The organism is Clostridium beijerinckii (genome assembly GCF_008705175.1).
Lineage (GTDB): Bacteria > Bacillota > Clostridia > Clostridiales > Clostridiaceae > Clostridium > Clostridium beijerinckii.
Window position 1 is genome coordinate 99,771 of the sequence record NZ_CP043998.1, and the last position, 21,477, is coordinate 121,247.

Sequence of the window (21,477 nt, forward strand, 5' to 3'; positions counted from 1 at the left end):
GAGCATTCCTCCTAAGTTATTTAGCAAATTAAGTATTTAGGCTTTTAGGTATTTTTCCCCAACAATAACTACATCACCAGCACCTACTGTTAATAGCAGGTCACCAGAAACTAGTTTTGATTTTACGTAACTAAGTGCTTCATCATGTGAGTGAACATTAATACATTTCAATCCTTTATTTCTTAATGCATCACCAAGTTCGTCAGAAGATACAAGTCCAGTATTTTTCTCTCTAGCTGCATAGATGTCCATTAGTATAAGTTCATCTGCATCATTGAAACATTCTGTAAATTCATCAAATAGGGCCTTTGTTCTAGTATAAGTGTGAGGTTGAAAAATACAATAAGTCTTATTATGATTCATTTGTTTAGCAGTACTTAATGTGGCTCTAATTTCTGTAGGGTGATGAGCGTAGTCATCTATAACAGTTACACCATTTAATTCTCCCTTATATTCAAATCTTTTATGCGCTCCTTTGCAGTTTGATAATCCTTCAATAATACAGTCATTAGAAATATTAAATATAAGAGAAACACAAATCGAAGCAAGGGCATTCAATATATTATGCTTACCTGGCACATTTAAAGTAATATTGAATAAGTTTTTACCGTCCTTATATACATCAAAAGTGGCACAACCATTTGTATTGAAATGAATATTTTTAGCAGTTAAATTAGCATTGTCACTAAATCCATAACTTAGAGTATTGCAATTTGTCTCAGACAGAATTTCATTTACCCTTTGATCGTCAGCATATCCAACAAGATAACCATCTTCTGGGATAAGTCTTGAGAATTGTAAAAATGTATCAGCAATTTCATCTATATCTTTATAGTAATCAAGATGATCAGAATCAATATTTAGAATTATTCCAACGTAAGGTGGGAATTTTAAAAATGAACGTTTATATTCACAAGCTTCAGTTAAGAAATATTCACTATTACCAATTCTGAAATTTCCTCCAATTGCATCTAATTCACCACCAACTAAGATAGTTGGATCTAAATTATCAGCAAGTGTTATATGAGAAAGCATGGATGTACATGTAGTCTTTCCATGAGTTCCAGATATTGCAACACTGTATTTATGCCCCTTCATAATTTGCCCTAAGAATTCAGCTCTGTCCATTAATGCAATATTTCTTTCCTTGGCTTCTAAAAGTTCAGGATTATCAGATGGGATTGCAGCGGTATAGACTACTAAATCTACATTATTAATATTCTCTCTTCTATGACCTATGTAAATTTCAGCACCTGAAGATCTTAATTTATCAATGATTGCAGAATCCTTAAAGTCAGAGCCAGATACACTATAACCACTATTTAATAAAACAGCAGCAAGTCCGCTCATACTAATTCCACCAATGCCAATGAAATGAATTTTTTTATCTTTATCTTTTATAAAATTGAAAGACAAATGATCAACTCCTTTTTAATTAATAAAACTAAATGTTATTATAAGTTCCAAAATTTGAGTATAGAATTTTTAGTTTTATACTTTAACTATAATTATATACATTTTTCAAAAAATCAACCATAGTAAAAAATAAATACACAATATTTTATGCATATTTAGCGAGTTTGTGAACAAGTTATAAATATAAATTAACTTTATAACTAAAAATATTGATATTAACTTGAAATTAGCATAAAATATGAATATTAAAGCGATTTAATATAAAAAAAATTCGTGTGGGTGATTTTATGGAGAAGTTTACAAGAAATAATAGGGTAGTTGCCATAACAAAAATATTATTAGAAAACCCAAATAAAATATTGGGATTAAATAAATTTTCAGAATTACTAAATGCAGCTAAATCTACTATAAGTGAAGATATTGTTGTTGTTAGAGAAATTCTAGAAAGACTTGAAATGGGTAAAGTTGAAACAATTGCAGGAGTAGCAGGTGGGATAAAATACATTCCTCAAAGTGGCGAAGAAGAGAAGAAAGCTTTTGCATTAGAATTATGTCAGCAATTAAGTGATGATGGAAGAGTTATACCGGGAAATATAATATATATGACGGATCTAATGTATGATCCTAAGATAATAAATAAAGCAGGAGTCATGCTTTCATCGTGTTTTCAAGGAAAAGAGATTGATTATGTAATAACGGTAGAAACTAAAGGTATTCCTTTAGCTTATGAGGTTGCTAGAAATTTAGGCGTACAATTAGTTATTGCTAGAAGAGATAGTCAAGTAACGGAAGGTCCTACAGTTACTATAAACTATGTATCAGGAAGCAATGGAAGATTGCAACAAATGTCTCTATCAAAAAAGTCCATGAAACCATCAAGTAAATGTATATTCATTGATGATTTCATGAAGGGTGGAGGAACTGCAATAGGTATTAAGGACTTATTGAAAGAGTTCGATAGCGAGCTAGTAGGAATAGGAGTATTAGTCGATAATAAACAAATTGAAAAAAAATTAGTAGACGAATATGTTTCTATTGTAGAGTTAAAAGCTGTTGATAAATCAGCAATTATAGGGATACAACCTTCAAAAACATTTTCTTAAAATTAACAGAAAATTTTACTCTAAAGATGCCGCGTAATTCCAAATACTTTTAATTCAGTATACATATAAATGAACATTAAATTTGTAGATAGGCCCAACAAGAAAAATATTGATTTTATGGTAAATATTTATTGTTACTTCAAGTTGTCGTGAATAGAAATTGTTCTAAAATTCAAATAGGACAATCCCAGAAATTTGGTATTTGTATAAGATTACACAAAAAAATAAATTTTATAAGGATTTATCAAATATAAAAAAGGAATTTAGAAATTTGTGGAGAAATTATATAATATTAAATATTTTTAAGGCAACTGGGAGGGGTGGAGTAAAATGCAAATAACAGATGTTAGGATTAGAAAAATTGCATCAGAAGGTAAAATGAAAGGAATAGTTTCTGTCACATTTGATAATGAATTTGTAGTTCATGATATCAAAGTTATAGAAGGACAAATGGGTTTATTTATTGCTATGCCTAGTAGAAAAACACCAGATGGAGAATTTAAGGATATAGCTCACCCAATAAATACAGAAGCAAGAGAAAAAATACAAACTGCAATTTTAGAAGCTTATGAAAAAGCAGTCTCAGAAGAAGTTGTAGAAGGCTAGGATTTTAACAAAAGGAAGTTTTAATAACTTCCTTTTGTTTTGTCATAAAGTATTTCTATAGCCAAATATTAAATGTACTAATGGGTTGAAATAAGAATAGCTTTCCAATATAATTAAATTGATATGAATATTTAACCGATTATTGTAAGTAAATAATCGTGTTAATATAAATTTATAAATGAGGTGTGGTATATAATGTATAAATGTGCACTGGTTTTAGCAGCGGGTCAAGGTAAAAGAATAAAATCTGATTTACCTAAAGTATTGCATAAAGTATGTGGTAAAGAAATGCTAAAACATGTTATAGATTCGATAAGAAAATCAGGAATTGATGATATAGATGTAATTATAGGGAAAGGTGCTGAGCTTGTTAAAGAGAGAACATTAGATAGAAATGTTAGTTATTCAATGCAAGCTGAACAATTAGGAACTGGTCATGCTGTTAAGTGTGCTGAAGAGTTCTTAAAGGATAAGAAAGGAGTAGTCGCAATTTTTACTGGTGATACTCCTTTAATAAAGCAATCAACAATTGAAAGGCTATTTAATGAACATATAGAAGCAAAAAATTCAGCAACTATATTAACAGCAATAGTTAATGATCCTACAGGTTATGGAAGAATAGTAAGAACGAATGACGGCGTATCAAAAATTGTAGAGCATAAAGATTGCACTGAAGAAGAGCTTAAGATAAACGAGATGAATTCAGGAATATATTGTTTTGATATTGAGCTACTTGTAGATGCGTTAAGTAAGATAACAAATAATAATGGACAAGGTGAATATTATCTTACAGATGCTATAGGAATATTAAAATCTCAAGGTAAAAAAATAGGTGCAGTCGTAACTGAATATGAAGAAACTATAGGAGTAAATTCAAGAGTTCAGTTAGCAGAAGCAGAAGAAATACTTAAGAATAGAATAAATCTTATGCATATGGAAAATGGAGTTACTCTAATTGATCCTAGAACAACATATATAGGGATTGATGTTGAAATAGGCAAAGATACAATAATATATCCTAATAATATTTTAGAGGGAAATACAAAGATAGGTAATAACTGCTTAATTTATCAAAATTCAAGAATTGTTGATAGTAATATTGGTAATGAGGTAGATGTTCAAGCTTCAGTTATATTAAATAGTAATATTGGTGATAATACTACTGTTGGTCCGTTTGCGTATATAAGACCAGAAACTACAATTGGTAAGCATGCAAGAATAGGAGATTTTGTAGAAATAAAGAAATCTACTATTGGAGATGGAACTAAAGTCTCTCACTTAACTTATATAGGAGATGCAGAAGTGGGATCGGAATGTAATTTCGGATGTGGTACAGTAGTTGTAAATTATGATGGTAAGAATAAACATAAGACTATTATAGGAGATCATAGCTTTATAGGCTGTAATACCAATTTGGTATCACCTGTCACAATTCACGATAATACTTATATTGCGGCAGGATCGACCATTACATCTGAAGTAAAAGAAGGTGATCTTGCAGTTGCAAGAGCTAAGCAAAGAAATATCAGTGGATGGGTAGATAAAAAGGGATTAAAAAAATAATTTTTTAATAATAAATCAGCCAAAATTTTAAGGAGGTCTTCTCAATTATGATAACTCATGGAAGAAATATAAAAGTATTTACTGGAAATTCGCACTCACAGTTAGCTCAAGATATAGCAGAGATTTTAGGAGTTCCAGTAGGAAACTCTAAGGTTTCAACTTTTAGCGATGGTGAAATATCTGTTGATATTAATGAAACTGTTAGAGGGAATGATGTGTTCATAGTTCAATCTACATCTTCACCTGTTAATAACAATCTAATGGAATTGCTAATTATGATTGATGCATTTAAAAGGGCATCAGCGGGTAGAATTACAGCAGTTATTCCATATTATGGATATGCTAGGCAGGATAGGAAAGTTAAATCAAGAGATCCTATAACTGCAAAACTGGTTGCAGATTTATTGACTGCAGCGGGAGCAAACAGGGTCTTAACTATGGATTTACATGCATCTCAGATTCAAGGATACTTTAATATTCCAGTAGATCATTTACTTGGAGCACCAATACTTGCTGAGCATTATATATCAAAAGGATTAGTAGATCAAGATGATGTTGTTGTAGTTTCACCAGATTTAGGAAGTGTAACGAGGGCAAGAAAATTTGCGGATAATTTACATGCTCCAATAGCAATCATAGATAAGAGAAGGCCAAAGGCAAATGTTTCAGAAATAATGAATATTATTGGTGATATTGAAGGAAAAAGATGTATATTAATTGATGATATGATAGATACAGCAGGAACTATTGCAAATGCAGCGAATGCACTTAAGGATTTAGGGGCTAAGAATGTATATGCTTGCTGTACACATGGAGTATTGTCTGGCCCTGCAATGGACAGGATAAATACTTCAGCAATTGAAGAATTAGTACTATTAAATACAATTCCGTTAAAAGAAGGTAACGATAATAGCAAAATTAGATCTATATCAGTAGCTCCTTTATTTGCAGAAGCAATAAAGAGAATTTATGATGATCAACCAATAAGTAAGTTATTTGAATGTCAACAATAAATAATAATTTAAAGAGTTTTTAAATAAATAAGATATTGAAAGGAATGTATATTTACTCTAAGTAATTAGGGTAAATATATATTCTATTTTTTATAGTTAAATAAATTTATTTTATTAAGTCAATATTAAGATTGTAAACGAGAAAAGTTTTATGATTTAATTAAAATAGGATCTATTAAATAATTATTATACTTATATATTTTTAGAATATTTATTATAATTAAAGGATAATTTTGTTTTCTATAATAAATAGTATATTTATGTTATATTAGGATATGAATGCTTATGCAATAGTAATAAATTAAGGAGGAAAGAAGAATGGATGGAGTTACAACCAAGGTTCTGATTGTGGATGACGATGAAAACATTAGTGAAGTTATAGACATGTATTTAAAAAGCTCTGGATATAATACAAAGATAGCCTTGAATGGTAAAGAGGCTCAAGAATTTTATTTAGAATATAATCCAGATATTGTCTTGCTTGATGTTATGATACCGTATATAGATGGAATTGATATTCTAAAATGGATACGAAAACAGAAGGAAACTCCAGTTATAATGATTACAGCAAAGGGGGACACCTTTGACAAGGTTTTAGCACTGGAAATTGGTGCAGATGATTATATAGTAAAACCTTTTGAACCTAAAGAGTTGTTAGCCAGAGTAAAAGCTGTATTAAGGAGATATTCTTCAGAGAATATTAAAAATGAAGTAATAAAATTAAGTGATTTATCAATAGATTCAACTTCGTATAAAGTTATATATAATGAAGAAGAAATAAAAATGCCACCAAAGGAATTTGAACTATTATATTATTTGGCTAATAATAAAAATAAAGTTTTTACGAGAGAGCAATTACTTTGTGAAGTATGGGGATATGATTATCCAGGAGATTCTAGAACTGTAGATGTTCATATAAAAAGATTAAGAGAAAAATTAAGTAGTGGAGAACAGTGGGAAATCCAAACAGTATGGGGTGTTGGTTATAAATTTGAGGTAAATTAAATGAAAAAAAGTGGAAGCTTACTTCAAAAACTTATAATAACATTTATAGTTATTTTGACTATTGTTTTAGTTTCATTAGCTTGGTTATTATCTATATGGTTTAGAATAACATATTTTACTGAAAAGAAGGTGCAGTTTCAGAAAGATGGAGAGTATATATCCGAATCTATAAAAACATACAATTCTAACAAAAATTCATTGGAATATGATAAATTACAGGCTATAGTGGATATGTCAAGTGTTGGAGCAAATGCTGATATTACTGTTTCTGATAAGTTTGATAATATATATATATACTCCAAAACTTCAAGTACTAAGGAGATAGACAATAAACCAGAGAATCTAGATAATAGTAAATATTCTTTATTGGATGGAAAGCCAGTAGAGTATATTGGAGATCGTTACACCTATATATATCCGATATTAGAAGATGATGAGTTTCAAGGATATATTGTCATGACAGCTCCTTTATCAACAATAGGTAAACAGTTGCATAGAATATATCTTATTGTATGGATATCGGCATTAGGAGCAATGGTATTTGCATCTGTAGTTTTATCATTAGTTTCAAAGAAAATATTGATTAATCCTTTAGCTGAAATAAACAAGGCAGCCAAAAGGTTTGCTAATGGAGAAGTTAATAAAAGAGTTCATATAGAATCGTGTGATGAGATTGGTGAGTTGGCAAGTTCATTTAATATAATGGCGGAGTCTTTAGAAAAGGTTGAGAATAATAGAAGAGATTTTATATCAAATGTTTCTCATGAGTTGAGATCACCAATAACTTCTATAAAGGGATTTATTGCTGGAATGATAGATGGAGTGATTCCAAGGGATAAAGAAGGATATTATTTAGACATAGTATACAGTGAGATAAAAAGACTTACAAGATTAATTAATGATTTACTAGATTTATCAGCCATTGAATCAGGTAAATTAAAATTCAATATAAGAAAGATCGATATAAATGAGTTAATTAGATTATGTGTTATAAATAATGAACAAAAGATAAGAGAAAAGCAAATAATGTTAAAAATAGATTTGAAAGACCAGAATTGTTATGTAAAAGCTGATGAAGATAAGACAATGCAAGTCATAACTAATTTATTAGATAATGCAATAAAATACTGCGGAAATAATGGAATTATAAGAATTAGTACATATTCCAAGGGTTCTAAAGTATTTGTTGAGATATATAATAATGGACCTAAAATTGCAGATGAAGAAATAAGGCATATATGGAATAGATTTTATAAATCAGATAAATCTAGAACAAACAAAGTTAGTACTGGACTCGGATTGCCAATAGTAAGAATGATAATTATGCAACAAGGTGAGGAAGTATGGGTCAAGAATCATCCTAATATAGGAGTCACATTTACATTTTCTCTTACAAAATATAAAAATAATAAGATTAGATAAGAGCGCTAAGGAGGACACAAGTATGTTTTTAATAGTAGGTCTTGGAAACCCAGGGAATGAGTATGAGAATACAAGACATAATATTGGTTTTAAAGTTATTGATAATATTGCAAAAGAGTATAATATTGAAATAAACAGGCAAAAATTTAAAGGTATGTATGGAGAAGGTTTTATAAATGGAAAAAAGGTTATGCTTTTAAAGCCAACTACTTACATGAACTTAAGTGGTGAAAGTGTAAGAGAAGTAGTTGATTTTTATAATCTTAACAACGATGAGATACTAGTTATATATGATGATATAAGTCTAGAAGTTGGAAAATTAAGAATAAGAGAAAAAGGAAGTGCTGGAGGGCATAATGGAATAAAGAGCATTATAGCACATTTAAATAGTGAAATTTTCTCAAGGATAAAAGTAGGGGTAGGACAACCTAATGGAGATTTAGTAAAGCATGTATTAGGTAAATTTACAAAAGAAGAAACTGCTATTCTAAGTGAAAGTATAGAAGCGTCCACAAAGGCGGCGGCGGAAATAATTAAAAATGATGTTAAGACAGCTATGAATCAGTTCAATGGATTCAAGGCGAGTACAACAGTTTAAGGAAGGTGCATGGGATGAGATTAAAAGGGTTATTGGAGCCCTTGGAAAGTAGTTTAGAATTTCAAGACATAATACAAGGGATTGAAAGTAAAAGATACCCTATTGGTATATATGGTGCATCTGAATCAGGTCGAGGATACATTATAAGTGGAATATTTGAAAATACTAACAGATCAATTGTGGTTGTAACTCAAAGCGATATGGAGGCAAAAAATCTTTATGAAGATTTGATATTTTATACTAGTGAGGTATATTATTTTCCAGTAAAGGAAATGGTTTTCTATAATATTGATGCTATCTCTGGAGATTTGAGATGGGCAAGATTAAAAGTAATAAATGAAATATTAAATAATAAGAAAAAAATAATAGTGACATCAATAGAAGCTTTTGCTGCAAAATATACTCCTCATAATTTATTTTTGGAATACAGCATGAAATTTAAAGAAGGCGATGAAGTTAATCTTGCCGATATATCAAAGAAATTAATTCAATCAGGTTATGAAAGAGTGGAAATGGTTGAGGGCAAAGGACAATTTTCACTTAGAGGAGGCATATTAGACGTATTTCCAACAGGTTCAACTTATCCATATAGAGTTGAACTTTTTGGCGATGAAATAGAATCAATAAGAACTTTTAATACAGAATCTCAACGAAGTATTGAGAAAGTTAAAAAGATAGATATTTTCCCTGCAAAAGAAGTAATAGTTTCAGAAGAGATGTTAGAGGTTGGAAGAAATAAACTTAAGGAAGAGTTTAATAAAATTGCTGAAAGTGATAAAGATAGTGAAAGAGTAGAAAAACTAAGAAAAATATTAAATAAAAACTTAGAACTACTAGAAGAGACTTCGTCTTTTGAAACAATAGATAGTTATCTTCCGTACTTTACCAAAGAAACAGAAAGTCTTTTTGATTATTTTAAGAATTATTTCTTTATAGTAGATAATGTTCAAAGATGTAATGGAAAATTAGAATCAACTTATTTAGAGTTTGAAGAAAATTTCACAGCTTTTTCTCAAAGAGGAGATATATTTCCAGGGCAAGGAAATTTATTAATAAATAAAGAAGAAGTATTAGAATCATTTGAAGATGAAAAGATTGCTTTTATGGAAGCATTGACAAAAGTTTCTGGCTGGCTAAAGCCACTATCAATAATAAATGTAGCTCAGACAACATTAAATAACTATCAAGGTCAGCTAGATTTATTAATTGATGAAATATTAGGTAAAAAGAATTTAGGATATAAGACACTAATTTTATCAGGAACTCGAGCTAGAGGAGAACGTTTAGTTGGAACATTAAGAGATAGAGGTATAGAAAGTGTCTATAAGGATACTGTTGATAAAATTGAGCATGGTGAAGTTGTAATAACTTTTGGTAATCAGTTGAGAGGATTTGAATATCCACAATATAAAGTATGTATAATATCAGATAAAGAAGTATTTGGTGCGGCAAAGAGAAAATTAAAAAGTAGTAAAGCAAAGAAAAAGGGAATTTCTAAAATCAAGAGCTTTGCGGAATTAAAGCCGGGAGATTACGTAGTACATGCAAATCATGGTATCGGAGTATACAAGGGAATTAAACAAATAGATGTTGGAGGGCATAAAAGAGATTATTTAGATATTGTTTATGATAAAGGTGATAAATTATATGTTCCAGTAGATCAATTAGATTTAATTCAAAAGTATATTGGAAGTGAAGGAAAGTCACCTAAAGTTAATAAACTTGGAAGCGCTGAATGGCAAAAAGCAAAAGCAAAGGCAAGAAAATCAATAAATGAAATAGCTGAAGATCTAGTTAAGCTTTACGCAATGAGAAGTACTGTAAAAGGACATAAGTTTTCCAAGGACACTGAATGGCAAAAACAATTTGAAGATGAGTTTCCGTTTGAAGAAACTCCAGACCAATTAACATCACTAGAAGAAATAAAGATAGATATGGAATCTGATAAACCTATGGATAGACTTTTATGTGGAGATGTTGGATACGGTAAAACAGAAGTTGCTATAAGGGCTGCATTTAAAGCAGTAATGGATGGAAAGCAAGTTGCTCTTTTAGTTCCAACTACCATTTTAGCAGAGCAACATTATAAAAATATAAAAAATAGATTTTCAGATTTTCCGATAAAGATAGACATGGTTAGCAGGTTTAGGACAGCGAAACAGCAAAAAGAAATACTTCAAAAGGTGAAGGAAGGTAATTTAGATATTTTAATAGGTACTCATAGATTGGTATCTAAAGACATTCAATTTAAAGATCTAGGCTTATTAATAGTAGACGAAGAGCAAAGATTTGGAGTTAAGCAAAAAGAAAAGATTAAGGGAATTAAGAAAAATGTTGATGTTTTAACTCTAAGTGCAACTCCAATTCCTAGAACCCTGCATATGTCGCTAAGTGGAGTTAGAGATATTTCAGTCATAGAAACACCACCAGAAGAAAGATACCCTGTCCAAACATATGTTGTTGAACAAAATGATCAGCTTATAAGAGACGCAATTCTTAGGGAAATAGGTAGAGGCGGCCAAGTTTACTTCGTATACAATAGAGTGGAAGATATCGAAAGGATGGCTAAGTATGTTCAATCGTTAGTTCCAGAGAGTAAAGTCGGAATTGCTCATGGTCAAATGGCAGAAAGACAACTTGAGAAGGAAATGTTTGACTTTATGTCAGAAGAGTATAACGTATTAGTTTGCACTACTATAATAGAAACTGGAATGGATATTCAAAATGTAAATACTATAATAATATATGATGCAGATAAGATGGGACTTTCTCAGTTATATCAGCTTAGAGGTAGAGTTGGAAGATCAAATAGAATTGCATATGCGTATTTGCTATATACTAAGGATAAAGTATTAACAGAAGTTGCTGAAAAAAGGCTTAAAGCATTAAAGGATTTCACTGAATTGGGCTCTGGTTTTAAAATAGCTATGAGAGATTTGGAAATTAGAGGTGCAGGTAATATGATGGGATCTTCTCAACATGGACATATGGCCTCTATAGGATATGATCTGTATTGCAGAATGCTTGAAGATACTGTTAAACTTCTTAAAGGTGAAATTCAAAAAGAACCTATAGAAACAACCTTAGATATAAAAGTAGATGCCTTTATATCAGAAAATTATATAGAAGATGAAATTCAAAAAATTGAAGTTTATAAGAAAATTGCTGCAATTGAGGGATTAGACGATTATAGTGATATCAAAGAAGAACTAGAAGATAGATACTCTAAGATACCAGAACCTGTGTATAATTTAATGGATATTGCTTATATAAAGAGTAGAGCTAAATCTATATTCATTGAAGAGATAAAAGAAACTCCAAAAGAATTATTGTTCAAGTTTGCACAAGGTGAAAGTGAATATAAAAATATATTTAAAATATTGATGGAAAAATATAAGAATAGCGTAGTATTAAAGTTTGGTTCAAACCCTTATTTCGCATTTAAATTAAAATATATTAAGAAGGAAAATAAATTGGAGTTTCTGAAGGAAGTTTTCGATGACATAATATTGTAACAAATCTATGATATAAAAGAAAAGTAGAAGAAATAAAATAGTGTAAAAAATTTGAATTATAAAAGCAATATTGATATACTAATGTTATGAATTTTTACAGTAAGAAACCTAAAAGAATAATATCGTCCGACAAAAATTAATTTAGCTTTTCAAATTTCGTTTTATAATTATAGAAAGTTTTGTTTAAGTAGAATTTGAAAAGTGATTTTAGCTTGTCTAAATTATATATATTTATGTGGAAAGTTATTTTTTAGTGGGTTTAAATCTAGAATAAGCGAGGGGAAAACTTTGAAAAAATTAAAAAAATTTGTTGCAGCTTTAGCTATGGTGACAATTGCGGTATCAGCTATGGGTTGCAAAATGATTGAGAAAACACCAGAAGCGATACAGAAAACAGTTCTTGCAACAGTTGGAAATGAAAAAATAACAAAAGGTGATTTAGATAAAGAAATGGAAAAGTATACTGCACAACTAAAACAGCAGTATGGAGATAATTATGAAAGTAATGCTCAAGTTAAAGATCAGTTGCAACAAGCAAAAAAACAGGAATTAGATAGCTTAGTAACTCAAAAAGTAGTATTACAAAAGGCTACTGAGTTAAATCTTAAGCCATCTGATGATGATATAAATAAGCAAGTTGATGATCAAATAGCTCAAATTAAATCCCAATATTCAGAAGAAGGACAATTTGAAAGTGTTCTAGAGCAAAATGGATTGACTGAAGATCAGCTAAAAGATGTTGTAAAAAATAATGTTATAATGCAGGCTGTTCAACAAGATATAGTGAAAGATATAGAAGTTACTGATGACGATGTTCAAACATATTATAATGAAAATAAGGATTCAAAATATACACAAGGAGCTGGAGCTAATGCATCGCATATTTTAATAGCTGAAAAGGCTAGTGATGGATCAATAGATTATGATGCATCATTAACAAAAGCTAATGCTATAAAATCAAAATTAGATTCCGGAGCTGATTTTGCGAAATTAGCTAAGGAGAACTCAACAGATGCAGCAACCAAAGATAATGGTGGTAGTTTAGGATTTGTAGCATACAACTCAACACAATTAGTTACTGAATTTATGGATGGGTTTAAGAATTTGAAAGAAGGGGAAATTTCAGCGCCAGTAAAGAGTCAGTTCGGATATCATATAATTAAGGCTACTGGATTAAAAGACTCACAAGTAACTCCTTTTGAACAAGTTAAAGATCAAATAAAATCATCATTATTACAACAAAAGCAACAAGATGCTTTAAGTGCTAAGATTACAGAATGGAAAACAGACCTAAAAGTAAAAACTTATGAAGATAAATTATAATACTAAAATATAATTAGGTATCTATTAATAATTTAGCTATTTAATAATGAAAGTTAGGACTACTTTGAAATATCTCTGATTATTCAAAGTAGTCCTATTTTTGTTTCTACTATATGTATTACATTGAAATAACAGCATTTATATTAACAAAAAAATAATTAATATAAAATTTGTCTATAAGTGTATAAAATTTCTAGAAATTCAAATAATAATAGTGCAACCAATTAATAGAGTTCAAAGGAGGTTATATAACCAATGAAGGCAACAGGAATTGTTAGAAGAATTGATGATTTAGGAAGAGTAGTAATACCAAAGGAAATAAGGAGAACTTTAAGAATAAGAGAAGGAGATCCTTTAGAAATTTTTACCGATAGAGATGGTGGAGTAATTTTAAAAAAATATTCACCAATTGAAGAACTTACTAACTTTTCAAAGGAATATTGTGAAAGCTTGCAACAAGTTATAGGTCATGTAGTACTAATAGCTGATAAAGATGCATTTGTTTCAGTAAGTGGAGCACCAAAAAAAGACTACATAGAAAGAAAAGTAAGCAGTGAGCTAGAAAAGATAATGGACGGAAGAAAAACTGTATTATTAAATAAAGCTGATAACGCAGTAATACCATTACATAATGATGACGATGAAACAGAGTACACTAGTCAAGTTATATCACCAATCATAGCTGAAGGTGATGAAATAGGAGCTGTAATTATTCTTTCAAAAGAAGATGGAGAGCTTGGCGAAGTTGAAACAAAGTTAGTTGAGACAGCTGCAGCATTCTTAGGCAAACAAATGGAGCAATAATACTTATAAATAACCACATTATGAAAATAAAAGGAATAATACCTCCAAACTTACAATAATAATTAATTAGTAACATGTAAGTTTGGAGGTGTTTTATGAAAAAACAATCCCTAATAAGAGGGAGCATAATTCTTGGAGTTGCAGGAATATTAACAAGATTTTTAGGTCTATTTTTTAGATGGCCACTAATAATGTTAATTGGAGATGAGGGAATTGGATATTATCAAATGTCATACCCGCTGTATATGTTTTTTATAGCTATGGCTTCTGGAGTTCCAGTTGCAATTTCTAAGATGATATCAGAAAAGAATGCAACAAATGATATATATGGAAGCTTTGAAGTAATGAAAGAATCTGCTATTTTAATGACAATAATAGGGACAGGCACAACTTTAGCGTTATTCTTTTTTGCAAAACCAATAGTATTATTTTTGAAGTGGGATCCAAAAGCGTATTATTCATTAATCGGAATATCATTTGCACCAATTGTAATATCATTTGTAACTATATTTAGAGGATTCTTTCAAGGGCTGCAAAATATGACTCCGTCAGCTATATCACAGATAATAGAGCAGATTGGTAGAGTCATATTCGGTGTTGGACTTGCTGTATTTTTACTACCTAGAGGCATAGAGTACTCAGCAGGTGGCGCAGCATTTGGAGCAACTGCGGGAGCTGTTCTTGGAGGAGCTTATTTATACTCGAATTATAAAAGAGTAAAGAAACGTTATGCCATTAAAAAAATAAAAAGCAATCCAGAAATATTAAATACTATATTAAAGATTGCAATACCAATATCATTAGGTACTACAGTATCAAGTATTATGAATTTAATAGATTCCATTTTAGTACCACAAAAACTATTAGATGCGGGCTTCACAAATGTACAATCAACTGTATTATATGCGCAATTAACAGGTAAAGCGTCTGTAATCGTAAATATTCCATTAACTCTTTCTATGGCTATTTGTACATCTCTAATTCCTATCATAGCTGAGAATTTCATACTTAAGAAGCAGAAAGGGCTAAAAGGCAAAATAGATGCATCTATGAAAATGGCATCAGTAATTGCTATTCCGTGCACTTTTGGGTTATTCTTTTTAGCTGAACCAGTAATGAAGTTTATATTTCCAGGTAGGTTTGAAGGAATAGAGATATTAAAATATTTATCATTAACAATTCCTTTTATAATAATTACTCAAACAACAACAGCAATACTGCAAGGAACAGGGCATTATATAAAACCTGTTATTAACCTCTTGATTGGATGTTTGATTAAAATTGTATTAACATGGGTATTAGTTCCTATGCAAATGTTTAACATATATGGTGCTGTTTTGGCGAGCTTTGGAGCTTATTTAACAGTAAGTATTTTAAATATAATGATGATGAAATTTACACTAAGAGTAAGACTTAACTTATACGAAATATTAATAAAACCTTGCTATGCATCCAGTATTATGATGTTAATTGTATTAATAAGTTATAATATTTTATATAAGAATACAATTAGTAATGGAATATCTTGCTTGACATCTATATTTTTGGGTATGATAGTATATATTATAATGATAATTGTATTCAAGGTATTTAATGTTGAAGAAATAAGAGATAGATTTAAAAGAAAGTAAAAAGGAGAGAAATTCTAATGATTAAGATAGTGGGATTAGGACCAGGAAGTAAGGATGCATTGACAATAGGAACAATAAATGAACTCGAAGCAAGCAAACATATATTTCTAAGAACGGAAAAGCATCCAACAGTAGATTACCTGAAGGAAAAAAATATCGTATTTGATACTTATGATAATATTTATGATAGTATAGATAATTTTGATGAAGTATACTTAAATATCGCAAAAGACATAATTAATAAGCATAAAAATATGACTGATTTAATTTATGCAGTTCCAGGTCATCCATTGGTTGCAGAAAAATCAGTATTTAACTTAATAGAACTATGTAAAGAAAATGGAATAGAATATAAAGTTATACCAGCAGTAAGTTTTATCGATGCAATGATTGAAAGCCTTAAGATTGATCCTATAGAGGGGTTAAAGGTTATAGACTCTTTTGACATAAGTAACCAAATTTTAGACAAAAGAATAGGAACAATTGTTACGCAGGTATACAATCAATTGATAGCATCAGAAGTTAAATTAAGATTGCTAGAATGCTATAATGATGAAACAGAGATTTATTATGTAAGAGCAGCCGGAATAGACGGTCAGGAAAGCATAAGAAAGATACCGTTATTTGAACTGGATATGCAGGAGGACATAGATTATTTAACATCTATTTATATACCAAAGGATTTAAAAAACAAAAAAGACTTTAATGATTTTTTAGACATAATAGAAGTTTTGAGAGGTGAAGATGGATGTCCGTGGGATAGAGAACAAACCCATAAGTCTCTTAAGAAGGCTTTAATAGAAGAAAGCTATGAGGTAATAGACGCAATAGATCAAGATGATGATAATTCGTTAATCGAAGAATTAGGAGATGTACTTCTACAAGTTGTTTTTCATGCATCTATTGGAAAAGAAGACGGATATTTCGATATAGGAGATGTGATAGAAGGAATTTGTAATAAAATGATAAGTAGGCATCCTCATGTATTTAAAGACGCTGATGGATTGAATTCATCAGAAGATGTATTAATAAAGTGGGATGAGTTAAAGAAGAAAGAAAAGGGATATAATAGTGTTGTAGATGAACTGAAAGGAATAACAAAGGGACTACCTGCACTTTTAAGAGCACATAAGATTCAAGAAAAGGCAAGTAAGGTTGGATTTGACTTTGAAAATATAGATTTTGCTGTAAGTAAGGTAAAAGAAGAGTTAAAAGAAGTAATTGATGTATATAATACAGAAAATGTGGAGAAAATAGAAGAAGAAGTCGGAGATTTAATATTTTCATGTGTAAATATTGCAAGGTTTCTGAAAGTAGACGAAGAAATAGCATTAAATTATACTATAGACAAGTTTATAAAAAGATTTCAGTATATTGAAAGAGCAGCTAAGGATAAGAATATTGAATTAACAAGTATGACTTTAGATGAAATGAATGAACTATGGGAAATTTCAAAAAACTTAGGTTAATAGGTAATTTAAATAAAGGAATTTTCTAGTTTATGAAGAATAATAATTTTATAAAGAACTACTTTGTAACGATTTATTGGATTATTTAGTTATATATAGGAAAAGAAAGCGTTTTTCTATAGACGGGTAGCTGAAGAGGTTATATAATAAAGAAGTGCAATTTAGTACATAAAGAAAACAGTTAGAAAATATGTAACTGGATTTTAAGGAGGATGTTATTGTGAATAAAGCAGAATTAATTACTAGTATGGCGGAAAAAAGTAAATTAACAAAAAAAGATGCAGAATTAGCATTAAAAGCTTTAATTGAAAGTGTTGAGGAAGCACTAGAAAAAGGAGAAAAGGTTCAATTAGTTGGATTTGGAACTTTTGAAACTAGAGAAAGAGCAGCTAGAGAAGGAAGAAATCCTAGAACTAAAGAAGTTATAAACATTCCTGCAACAACAGTTCCAGTATTTAAAGCAGGTAAGGAATTCAAAGATAAAGTTAACAAGTAATAAAATACAAGTTAGACAGAGTAAATATGAACCCGAGTTTTCTCGGGTTCTTTTGAATGGAGGAGAAATTGTGAGGCTAGATAAATATTTAAAGGTATCGCGTATTATAAAAAGAAGAACTGTAGCGAAAGAAATATGTGAGAGTGGCCGTATATTAATAAACGGGAAAGTAGCAAAGCCTTCTACAAAAATAAAAGAAGGGGATATAATTGAAATAACGTTTGCTAATAAAGTATTAAAAGCGGAAATTGCTAGTGTAGTAGAACATGTGAGAAAAGAAGAAGCAAAAGAAATGTATATTATCCTTGAGGGTGAAGAAGATAAAGAGTAGAAACTATATAGTTTATCTACTCTTTATCTATATATGGGGATTGAACAAAAAAGATTTATGTTAAGTGAAATTATCATAAATAATTCCACTTAACAGCTTTTAAGAAATAAATTCCACTATACTTAACTTATTAAAGGTTCTAAATTCTAAAATGCAAAATACAAACATATATTGTATAAGAAAAATAAATGGAGGAATTTTTAATGGAGAAAAGAGTGGAAAATAAAGTAGAAGATAATAAATCAAGTTTATCTCTAGAGAATAGAAAAAAATTAACTTTAAGTGGTGTTATAGAGGTTATAAGTTTTGATGAGCAAAAAATAGATTTAACAACTAATCTAGGAAATTTAACTATCAAGGGAGAAGAGTTAAAAATGAACAAGTTGGATGTGCAAAATGGTGATGTTATAATTGCTGGAAGCATTGCATCTATGGTATATAACGGAAAGATATCTAAGAAAAGCAATGAAAGCATAATAAGCAGATTGTTTAAGTAGGAATATAGTATGCCTTTAGGATTGAATATGCAGATTAATCTTGTTATATGCAGCTTAATTGGAGGTGTTATAACGGGAATATTGTTTGATATATATAGAGGAATAAGAGGATTAAACTCTATAAAGATATTAACAATAATAGAAGATATGCTATTTTGTGTACTTATTGCTTTGATTGTTTTTACCTTTTTACTATATACTAATTATGCATTTTTAACTCCCTATGTATATATTTTCATAATTATGGCCATTATATTATACTTTAAATTTATTAGTAAGTATTTTTATAACAGCGAGATGCTAATTGCAAAATTATCTTATAAGTTGATTAGAATTTTATTGAAAAATTTATTATATCCATTAAAAATAATTGCATATAAAATTACTGATAAAAGGAAATGATAAAAAATTACTTGAATAATACTAATATAGTGTTTACAATAGACTTAAGAGAATTTGCAAAATAGAGGTTCTTATAGATGAAAACGAAGTTAATATTAAAGCGGACAATAATTACTGGATTTATTATTTTCTTTGTCTTTAGTTACATTAGGCAAAGTATGACAATGAATAGAATTCAAAAGGAAATTGACAGTAAACAAGTTCAGTTAAATGAAATTAAGCAAAAAAACGAAAGACTTCAAGATGAAGTTGATAAAATTAATTCAAGCTCATCGGATTATCTTGAAAAATTAGCAAGGGAAAGACTTGGGATGATTAAGCCTGGTGAAAAAGTTGTTAATGGTGAGATAACAAATCAAAATTAAATTTCAATTTATAGAAAAACTTATAAAACTCTGGTAATATTATAGTAGCTAAATAATTAAATTTGTATTCTAAATTAAAGAGCATCTGCACAGCAGATTTGTTCTTATAAATTTATATATTTTTAAATTTAAGGAGGAGTCTTTTAAACATGACCTTAATGGCAGGAAACATAGTAGAGGGCACAGTGATAAACATCACAAACTTTGGAGCTTTTATTGAAGTTGAAGGCAAAACTGGATTAGTTCATATTTCAGAAGTGGCAGATTCTTACGTAAAAGATATTAGAGAACATCTTAGTGAGCAAGATAAAGTGAAAGTGAAAGTTATCTCAATTGATGACAATGGTAAAATCAGTCTTTCAATAAAGCAAGCAAATGTTCAAAGAAAATCGGTTAAACCAGCAGAGATTGATTGGAAGGCACCTGATAAGAAGAAAACTACTAATTCAGGAAATTTCGAAGATATTATGTCTAAGTTTCTAAAAGATAGTGAAGAAAGAATGCAAGATGTAAAGAAACATCAAGAATTTAAAAGTAAAGGTGGAAAAAAAGGCTACTAAAAATTTTTAAAATCTTTATTAGGAAAATAAATATAAAATTTGCTTGATAAATTTCAAATGTAGAATAGATTTGTAGAGAAATTTTTATATTTGTTTACAGTTTATTCTGCATTATTAAGATTATAAATGGATATTTATAGTGCTTAAAACTTGTGATTTACTGATTATTGCAATTAAAATTTTAAATATATAAGATTAATAAAAAAATATTGTTGACACTAAAAAGAATATGTATTATAATTAGCTTTGTCGTTGGCACTTAGTTTATAAGATATGCCGAAGTGGCGGAACTGGCAGACGCACAGGACTTAAAATCCTGCGGTGGTTAAACACCGTACCGGTTCGATTCCGGTCTTCGGCACCATGTATATGAAAAAAATAATATCGCGGGGTGGAGCAGTTGGTAGCTCGTCGGGCTCATAACCCGAAGGTCGTAGGTTCAAGTCCTGCCCCCGCAACCATTGATATGGCGGAATAGCTCAGCTGGCTAGAGCACTCGGTTCATACCCGAGGTGTCGTAGGTTCAAGTCCTATTTCCGCTACCAATATGTGCCGAAGTGGCGGAACTGGCAGACGCACAGGACTTAAAATCCTGCGGTGGTTAAACACCGTACCGGTTCGATTCCGGTCTTCGGCACCATATATATGAAAAAAATAATATCGCGGGGTGGAGCAGTTGGTAGCTCGTCGGGCTCATAACCCGAAGGTCGTAGGTTCAAGTCCTGCCCCCGCAACCATAAATATGGCGGAATAGCTCAGCTGGCTAGAGCACTCGGTTCATACCCGAGGTGTCGTAGGTTCAAGTCCTATTTCCGCTACCAATATGTGCCGAAGTGGCGGAACTGGCAGACGCACAGGACTTAAAATCCTGCGGTAGTTAAACACCGTACCGGTTCGATTCCGGTCTTCGGCACCATATATATGAAAAAAATAATATCGCGGGGTGGAGCAGTTGGTAGCTCGTCGGGCTCATAACCCGAAGGTCGTAGGTTCAAGTCCTGCCTCCGCAACCATAAAGTTTAGTAAGCTTTGTTATCAAAGCTTTAACTTATATGTCGTGAACTTGTAGGATACAATGAATATGCCGAAGTGGCGGAACTGGCAGACGCACAGGACTTAAAATCCTGCGGTAGTTAAACACCGTACCGGTTCGATTCCGGTCTTCGGCACCATATATGAAAAAAATAATATCGCGGGGTGGAGCAGTTGGTAGCTCGTCGGGCTCATAACCCGAAGGTCGTAGGTTCAAGTCCTGCCTCCGCAACCATAAGACTTAAGCAGTAGCTCAGGTCTTTTTTTGTTTGGAAAATATTTATTATATGAAGTATAAGATAAAGGCATAATATTCTGAATAAATT

General features: G+C 30.4%; 19 protein-coding genes and 10 tRNA genes. 28 read left to right on the top strand and 1 reads right to left on the bottom strand.

What is annotated here, in order from left to right:
- Positions 1-36: 36 nt before the first annotated feature.
- Positions 37-1,416, bottom strand: a complete 1,380-nt coding sequence (murC, locus tag F3K33_RS00445; protein WP_023976798.1) for a UDP-N-acetylmuramate--L-alanine ligase — start codon at positions 1,414-1,416, stop codon at positions 37-39.
- Positions 1,417-1,703: 287 nt separating this feature from the next.
- Between murC and purR the strand changes: the two genes are divergently transcribed.
- The 28 genes from purR to F3K33_RS00585 all read left to right on the top strand — a co-directional run bounded on the left by purR (position 1,704) and on the right by F3K33_RS00585 (position 21,386).
- On the top strand, positions 1,704-2,519 hold the full coding sequence (gene purR / locus F3K33_RS00450; RefSeq protein ID WP_011967444.1) for a pur operon repressor: 816 nt from the start codon (positions 1,704-1,706) through the stop codon (positions 2,517-2,519).
- A gap of 330 nt (positions 2,520-2,849) precedes the next feature.
- Positions 2,850-3,125 (top strand): septation regulator SpoVG, encoded by a 276-nt coding sequence (gene spoVG / locus F3K33_RS00455; RefSeq protein ID WP_011967445.1) that lies wholly within the window; start codon positions 2,850-2,852, stop codon positions 3,123-3,125.
- Between the two features lie 195 nt (positions 3,126-3,320).
- Positions 3,321-4,688 carry a bifunctional UDP-N-acetylglucosamine diphosphorylase/glucosamine-1-phosphate N-acetyltransferase GlmU gene (glmU, locus tag F3K33_RS00460; RefSeq protein ID WP_023976797.1) on the top strand — a complete coding sequence of 456 codons (1,368 nt, stop codon included), beginning with the start codon at positions 3,321-3,323 and terminating at the stop codon, positions 4,686-4,688.
- 47 nt (positions 4,689-4,735) lie between these two features.
- Positions 4,736-5,701 (top strand): ribose-phosphate diphosphokinase, encoded by a 966-nt coding sequence (locus tag F3K33_RS00465; protein WP_011967447.1) that lies wholly within the window; start codon positions 4,736-4,738, stop codon positions 5,699-5,701.
- Positions 5,702-6,019: 318 nt separating this feature from the next.
- A complete protein-coding gene (locus F3K33_RS00470) occupies positions 6,020-6,706 on the top strand; it encodes a response regulator (protein WP_011967448.1) in 687 nt (228 codons plus the stop codon).
- Complete coding sequence (locus F3K33_RS00475; protein ID WP_039773687.1) at positions 6,707-8,128, top strand: HAMP domain-containing sensor histidine kinase; 1,422 nt, start codon at positions 6,707-6,709, stop codon at positions 8,126-8,128.
- Between the two features lie 22 nt (positions 8,129-8,150).
- Positions 8,151-8,726: an aminoacyl-tRNA hydrolase gene (pth, locus tag F3K33_RS00480; protein WP_011967450.1), complete on the top strand. Its 576-nt coding sequence runs from the start codon at positions 8,151-8,153 to the stop codon at positions 8,724-8,726.
- 14 nt (positions 8,727-8,740) lie between these two features.
- Positions 8,741-12,241 carry a transcription-repair coupling factor gene (gene mfd, locus F3K33_RS00485; protein ID WP_023976796.1) on the top strand — a complete coding sequence of 1,167 codons (3,501 nt, stop codon included), beginning with the start codon at positions 8,741-8,743 and terminating at the stop codon, positions 12,239-12,241.
- A 288-nt stretch (positions 12,242-12,529) separates the two neighbouring features.
- The gene (locus F3K33_RS00490; RefSeq protein ID WP_023976795.1) at positions 12,530-13,564 is read left to right on the top strand and encodes a peptidylprolyl isomerase; all 1,035 of its coding nucleotides are present in this window, start codon (positions 12,530-12,532) and stop codon (positions 13,562-13,564) included.
- A gap of 255 nt (positions 13,565-13,819) precedes the next feature.
- Entirely contained in the window at positions 13,820-14,368 is a 549-nt protein-coding gene (gene spoVT, locus F3K33_RS00495) for a stage V sporulation protein T (RefSeq protein ID WP_011967453.1), read from the top strand.
- A 95-nt stretch (positions 14,369-14,463) separates the two neighbouring features.
- Positions 14,464-15,999 carry a putative polysaccharide biosynthesis protein gene (locus F3K33_RS00500; RefSeq protein ID WP_039773689.1) on the top strand — a complete coding sequence of 512 codons (1,536 nt, stop codon included), beginning with the start codon at positions 14,464-14,466 and terminating at the stop codon, positions 15,997-15,999.
- A gap of 17 nt (positions 16,000-16,016) precedes the next feature.
- Positions 16,017-17,468: a bifunctional methyltransferase/pyrophosphohydrolase YabN gene (yabN, locus tag F3K33_RS00505; protein WP_023976793.1), complete on the top strand. Its 1,452-nt coding sequence runs from the start codon at positions 16,017-16,019 to the stop codon at positions 17,466-17,468.
- 220 nt (positions 17,469-17,688) lie between these two features.
- Entirely contained in the window at positions 17,689-17,964 is a 276-nt protein-coding gene (locus F3K33_RS00510) for a non-specific DNA-binding protein Hbs (protein WP_008422747.1), read from the top strand.
- A 70-nt stretch (positions 17,965-18,034) separates the two neighbouring features.
- Positions 18,035-18,295: an RNA-binding S4 domain-containing protein gene (locus F3K33_RS00515; RefSeq protein ID WP_011967456.1), complete on the top strand. Its 261-nt coding sequence runs from the start codon at positions 18,035-18,037 to the stop codon at positions 18,293-18,295.
- Between the two features lie 203 nt (positions 18,296-18,498).
- Positions 18,499-18,792: a sporulation protein YabP gene (gene yabP / locus F3K33_RS00520; protein WP_011967457.1), complete on the top strand. Its 294-nt coding sequence runs from the start codon at positions 18,499-18,501 to the stop codon at positions 18,790-18,792.
- A 9-nt stretch (positions 18,793-18,801) separates the two neighbouring features.
- Positions 18,802-19,194: a spore cortex biosynthesis protein YabQ gene (gene yabQ, locus F3K33_RS00525; RefSeq protein WP_011967458.1), complete on the top strand. Its 393-nt coding sequence runs from the start codon at positions 18,802-18,804 to the stop codon at positions 19,192-19,194.
- A gap of 77 nt (positions 19,195-19,271) precedes the next feature.
- A complete protein-coding gene (locus tag F3K33_RS00530; protein ID WP_023976792.1) occupies positions 19,272-19,559 on the top strand; it encodes an FtsB family cell division protein in 288 nt (95 codons plus the stop codon).
- Between the two features lie 149 nt (positions 19,560-19,708).
- A complete protein-coding gene (locus F3K33_RS00535) occupies positions 19,709-20,119 on the top strand; it encodes a S1 domain-containing RNA-binding protein (RefSeq protein WP_017209499.1) in 411 nt (136 codons plus the stop codon).
- Between the two features lie 275 nt (positions 20,120-20,394).
- Positions 20,395-20,483: transfer RNA gene (locus F3K33_RS00540), tRNA-Leu, on the top strand.
- 21 nt (positions 20,484-20,504) lie between these two features.
- Positions 20,505-20,580 (top strand) — tRNA-Met (locus tag F3K33_RS00545).
- Positions 20,581-20,587: 7 nt separating this feature from the next.
- A tRNA-Met gene (locus F3K33_RS00550) sits at positions 20,588-20,664 on the top strand.
- 6 nt (positions 20,665-20,670) lie between these two features.
- Positions 20,671-20,759, top strand: a tRNA-Leu gene (locus tag F3K33_RS00555).
- Between the two features lie 21 nt (positions 20,760-20,780).
- Positions 20,781-20,856, top strand: a tRNA-Met gene (locus F3K33_RS00560).
- Positions 20,857-20,863: 7 nt separating this feature from the next.
- Positions 20,864-20,940 (top strand) — tRNA-Met (locus tag F3K33_RS00565).
- A 6-nt stretch (positions 20,941-20,946) separates the two neighbouring features.
- Positions 20,947-21,035, top strand: a tRNA-Leu gene (locus F3K33_RS00570).
- 21 nt (positions 21,036-21,056) lie between these two features.
- Positions 21,057-21,132 (top strand) — tRNA-Met (locus tag F3K33_RS00575).
- Positions 21,133-21,202: 70 nt separating this feature from the next.
- Positions 21,203-21,291, top strand: a tRNA-Leu gene (locus F3K33_RS00580).
- Positions 21,292-21,310: 19 nt separating this feature from the next.
- Positions 21,311-21,386, top strand: a tRNA-Met gene (locus F3K33_RS00585).
- The last annotated feature ends 91 nt before the right edge of the window (positions 21,387-21,477 follow it).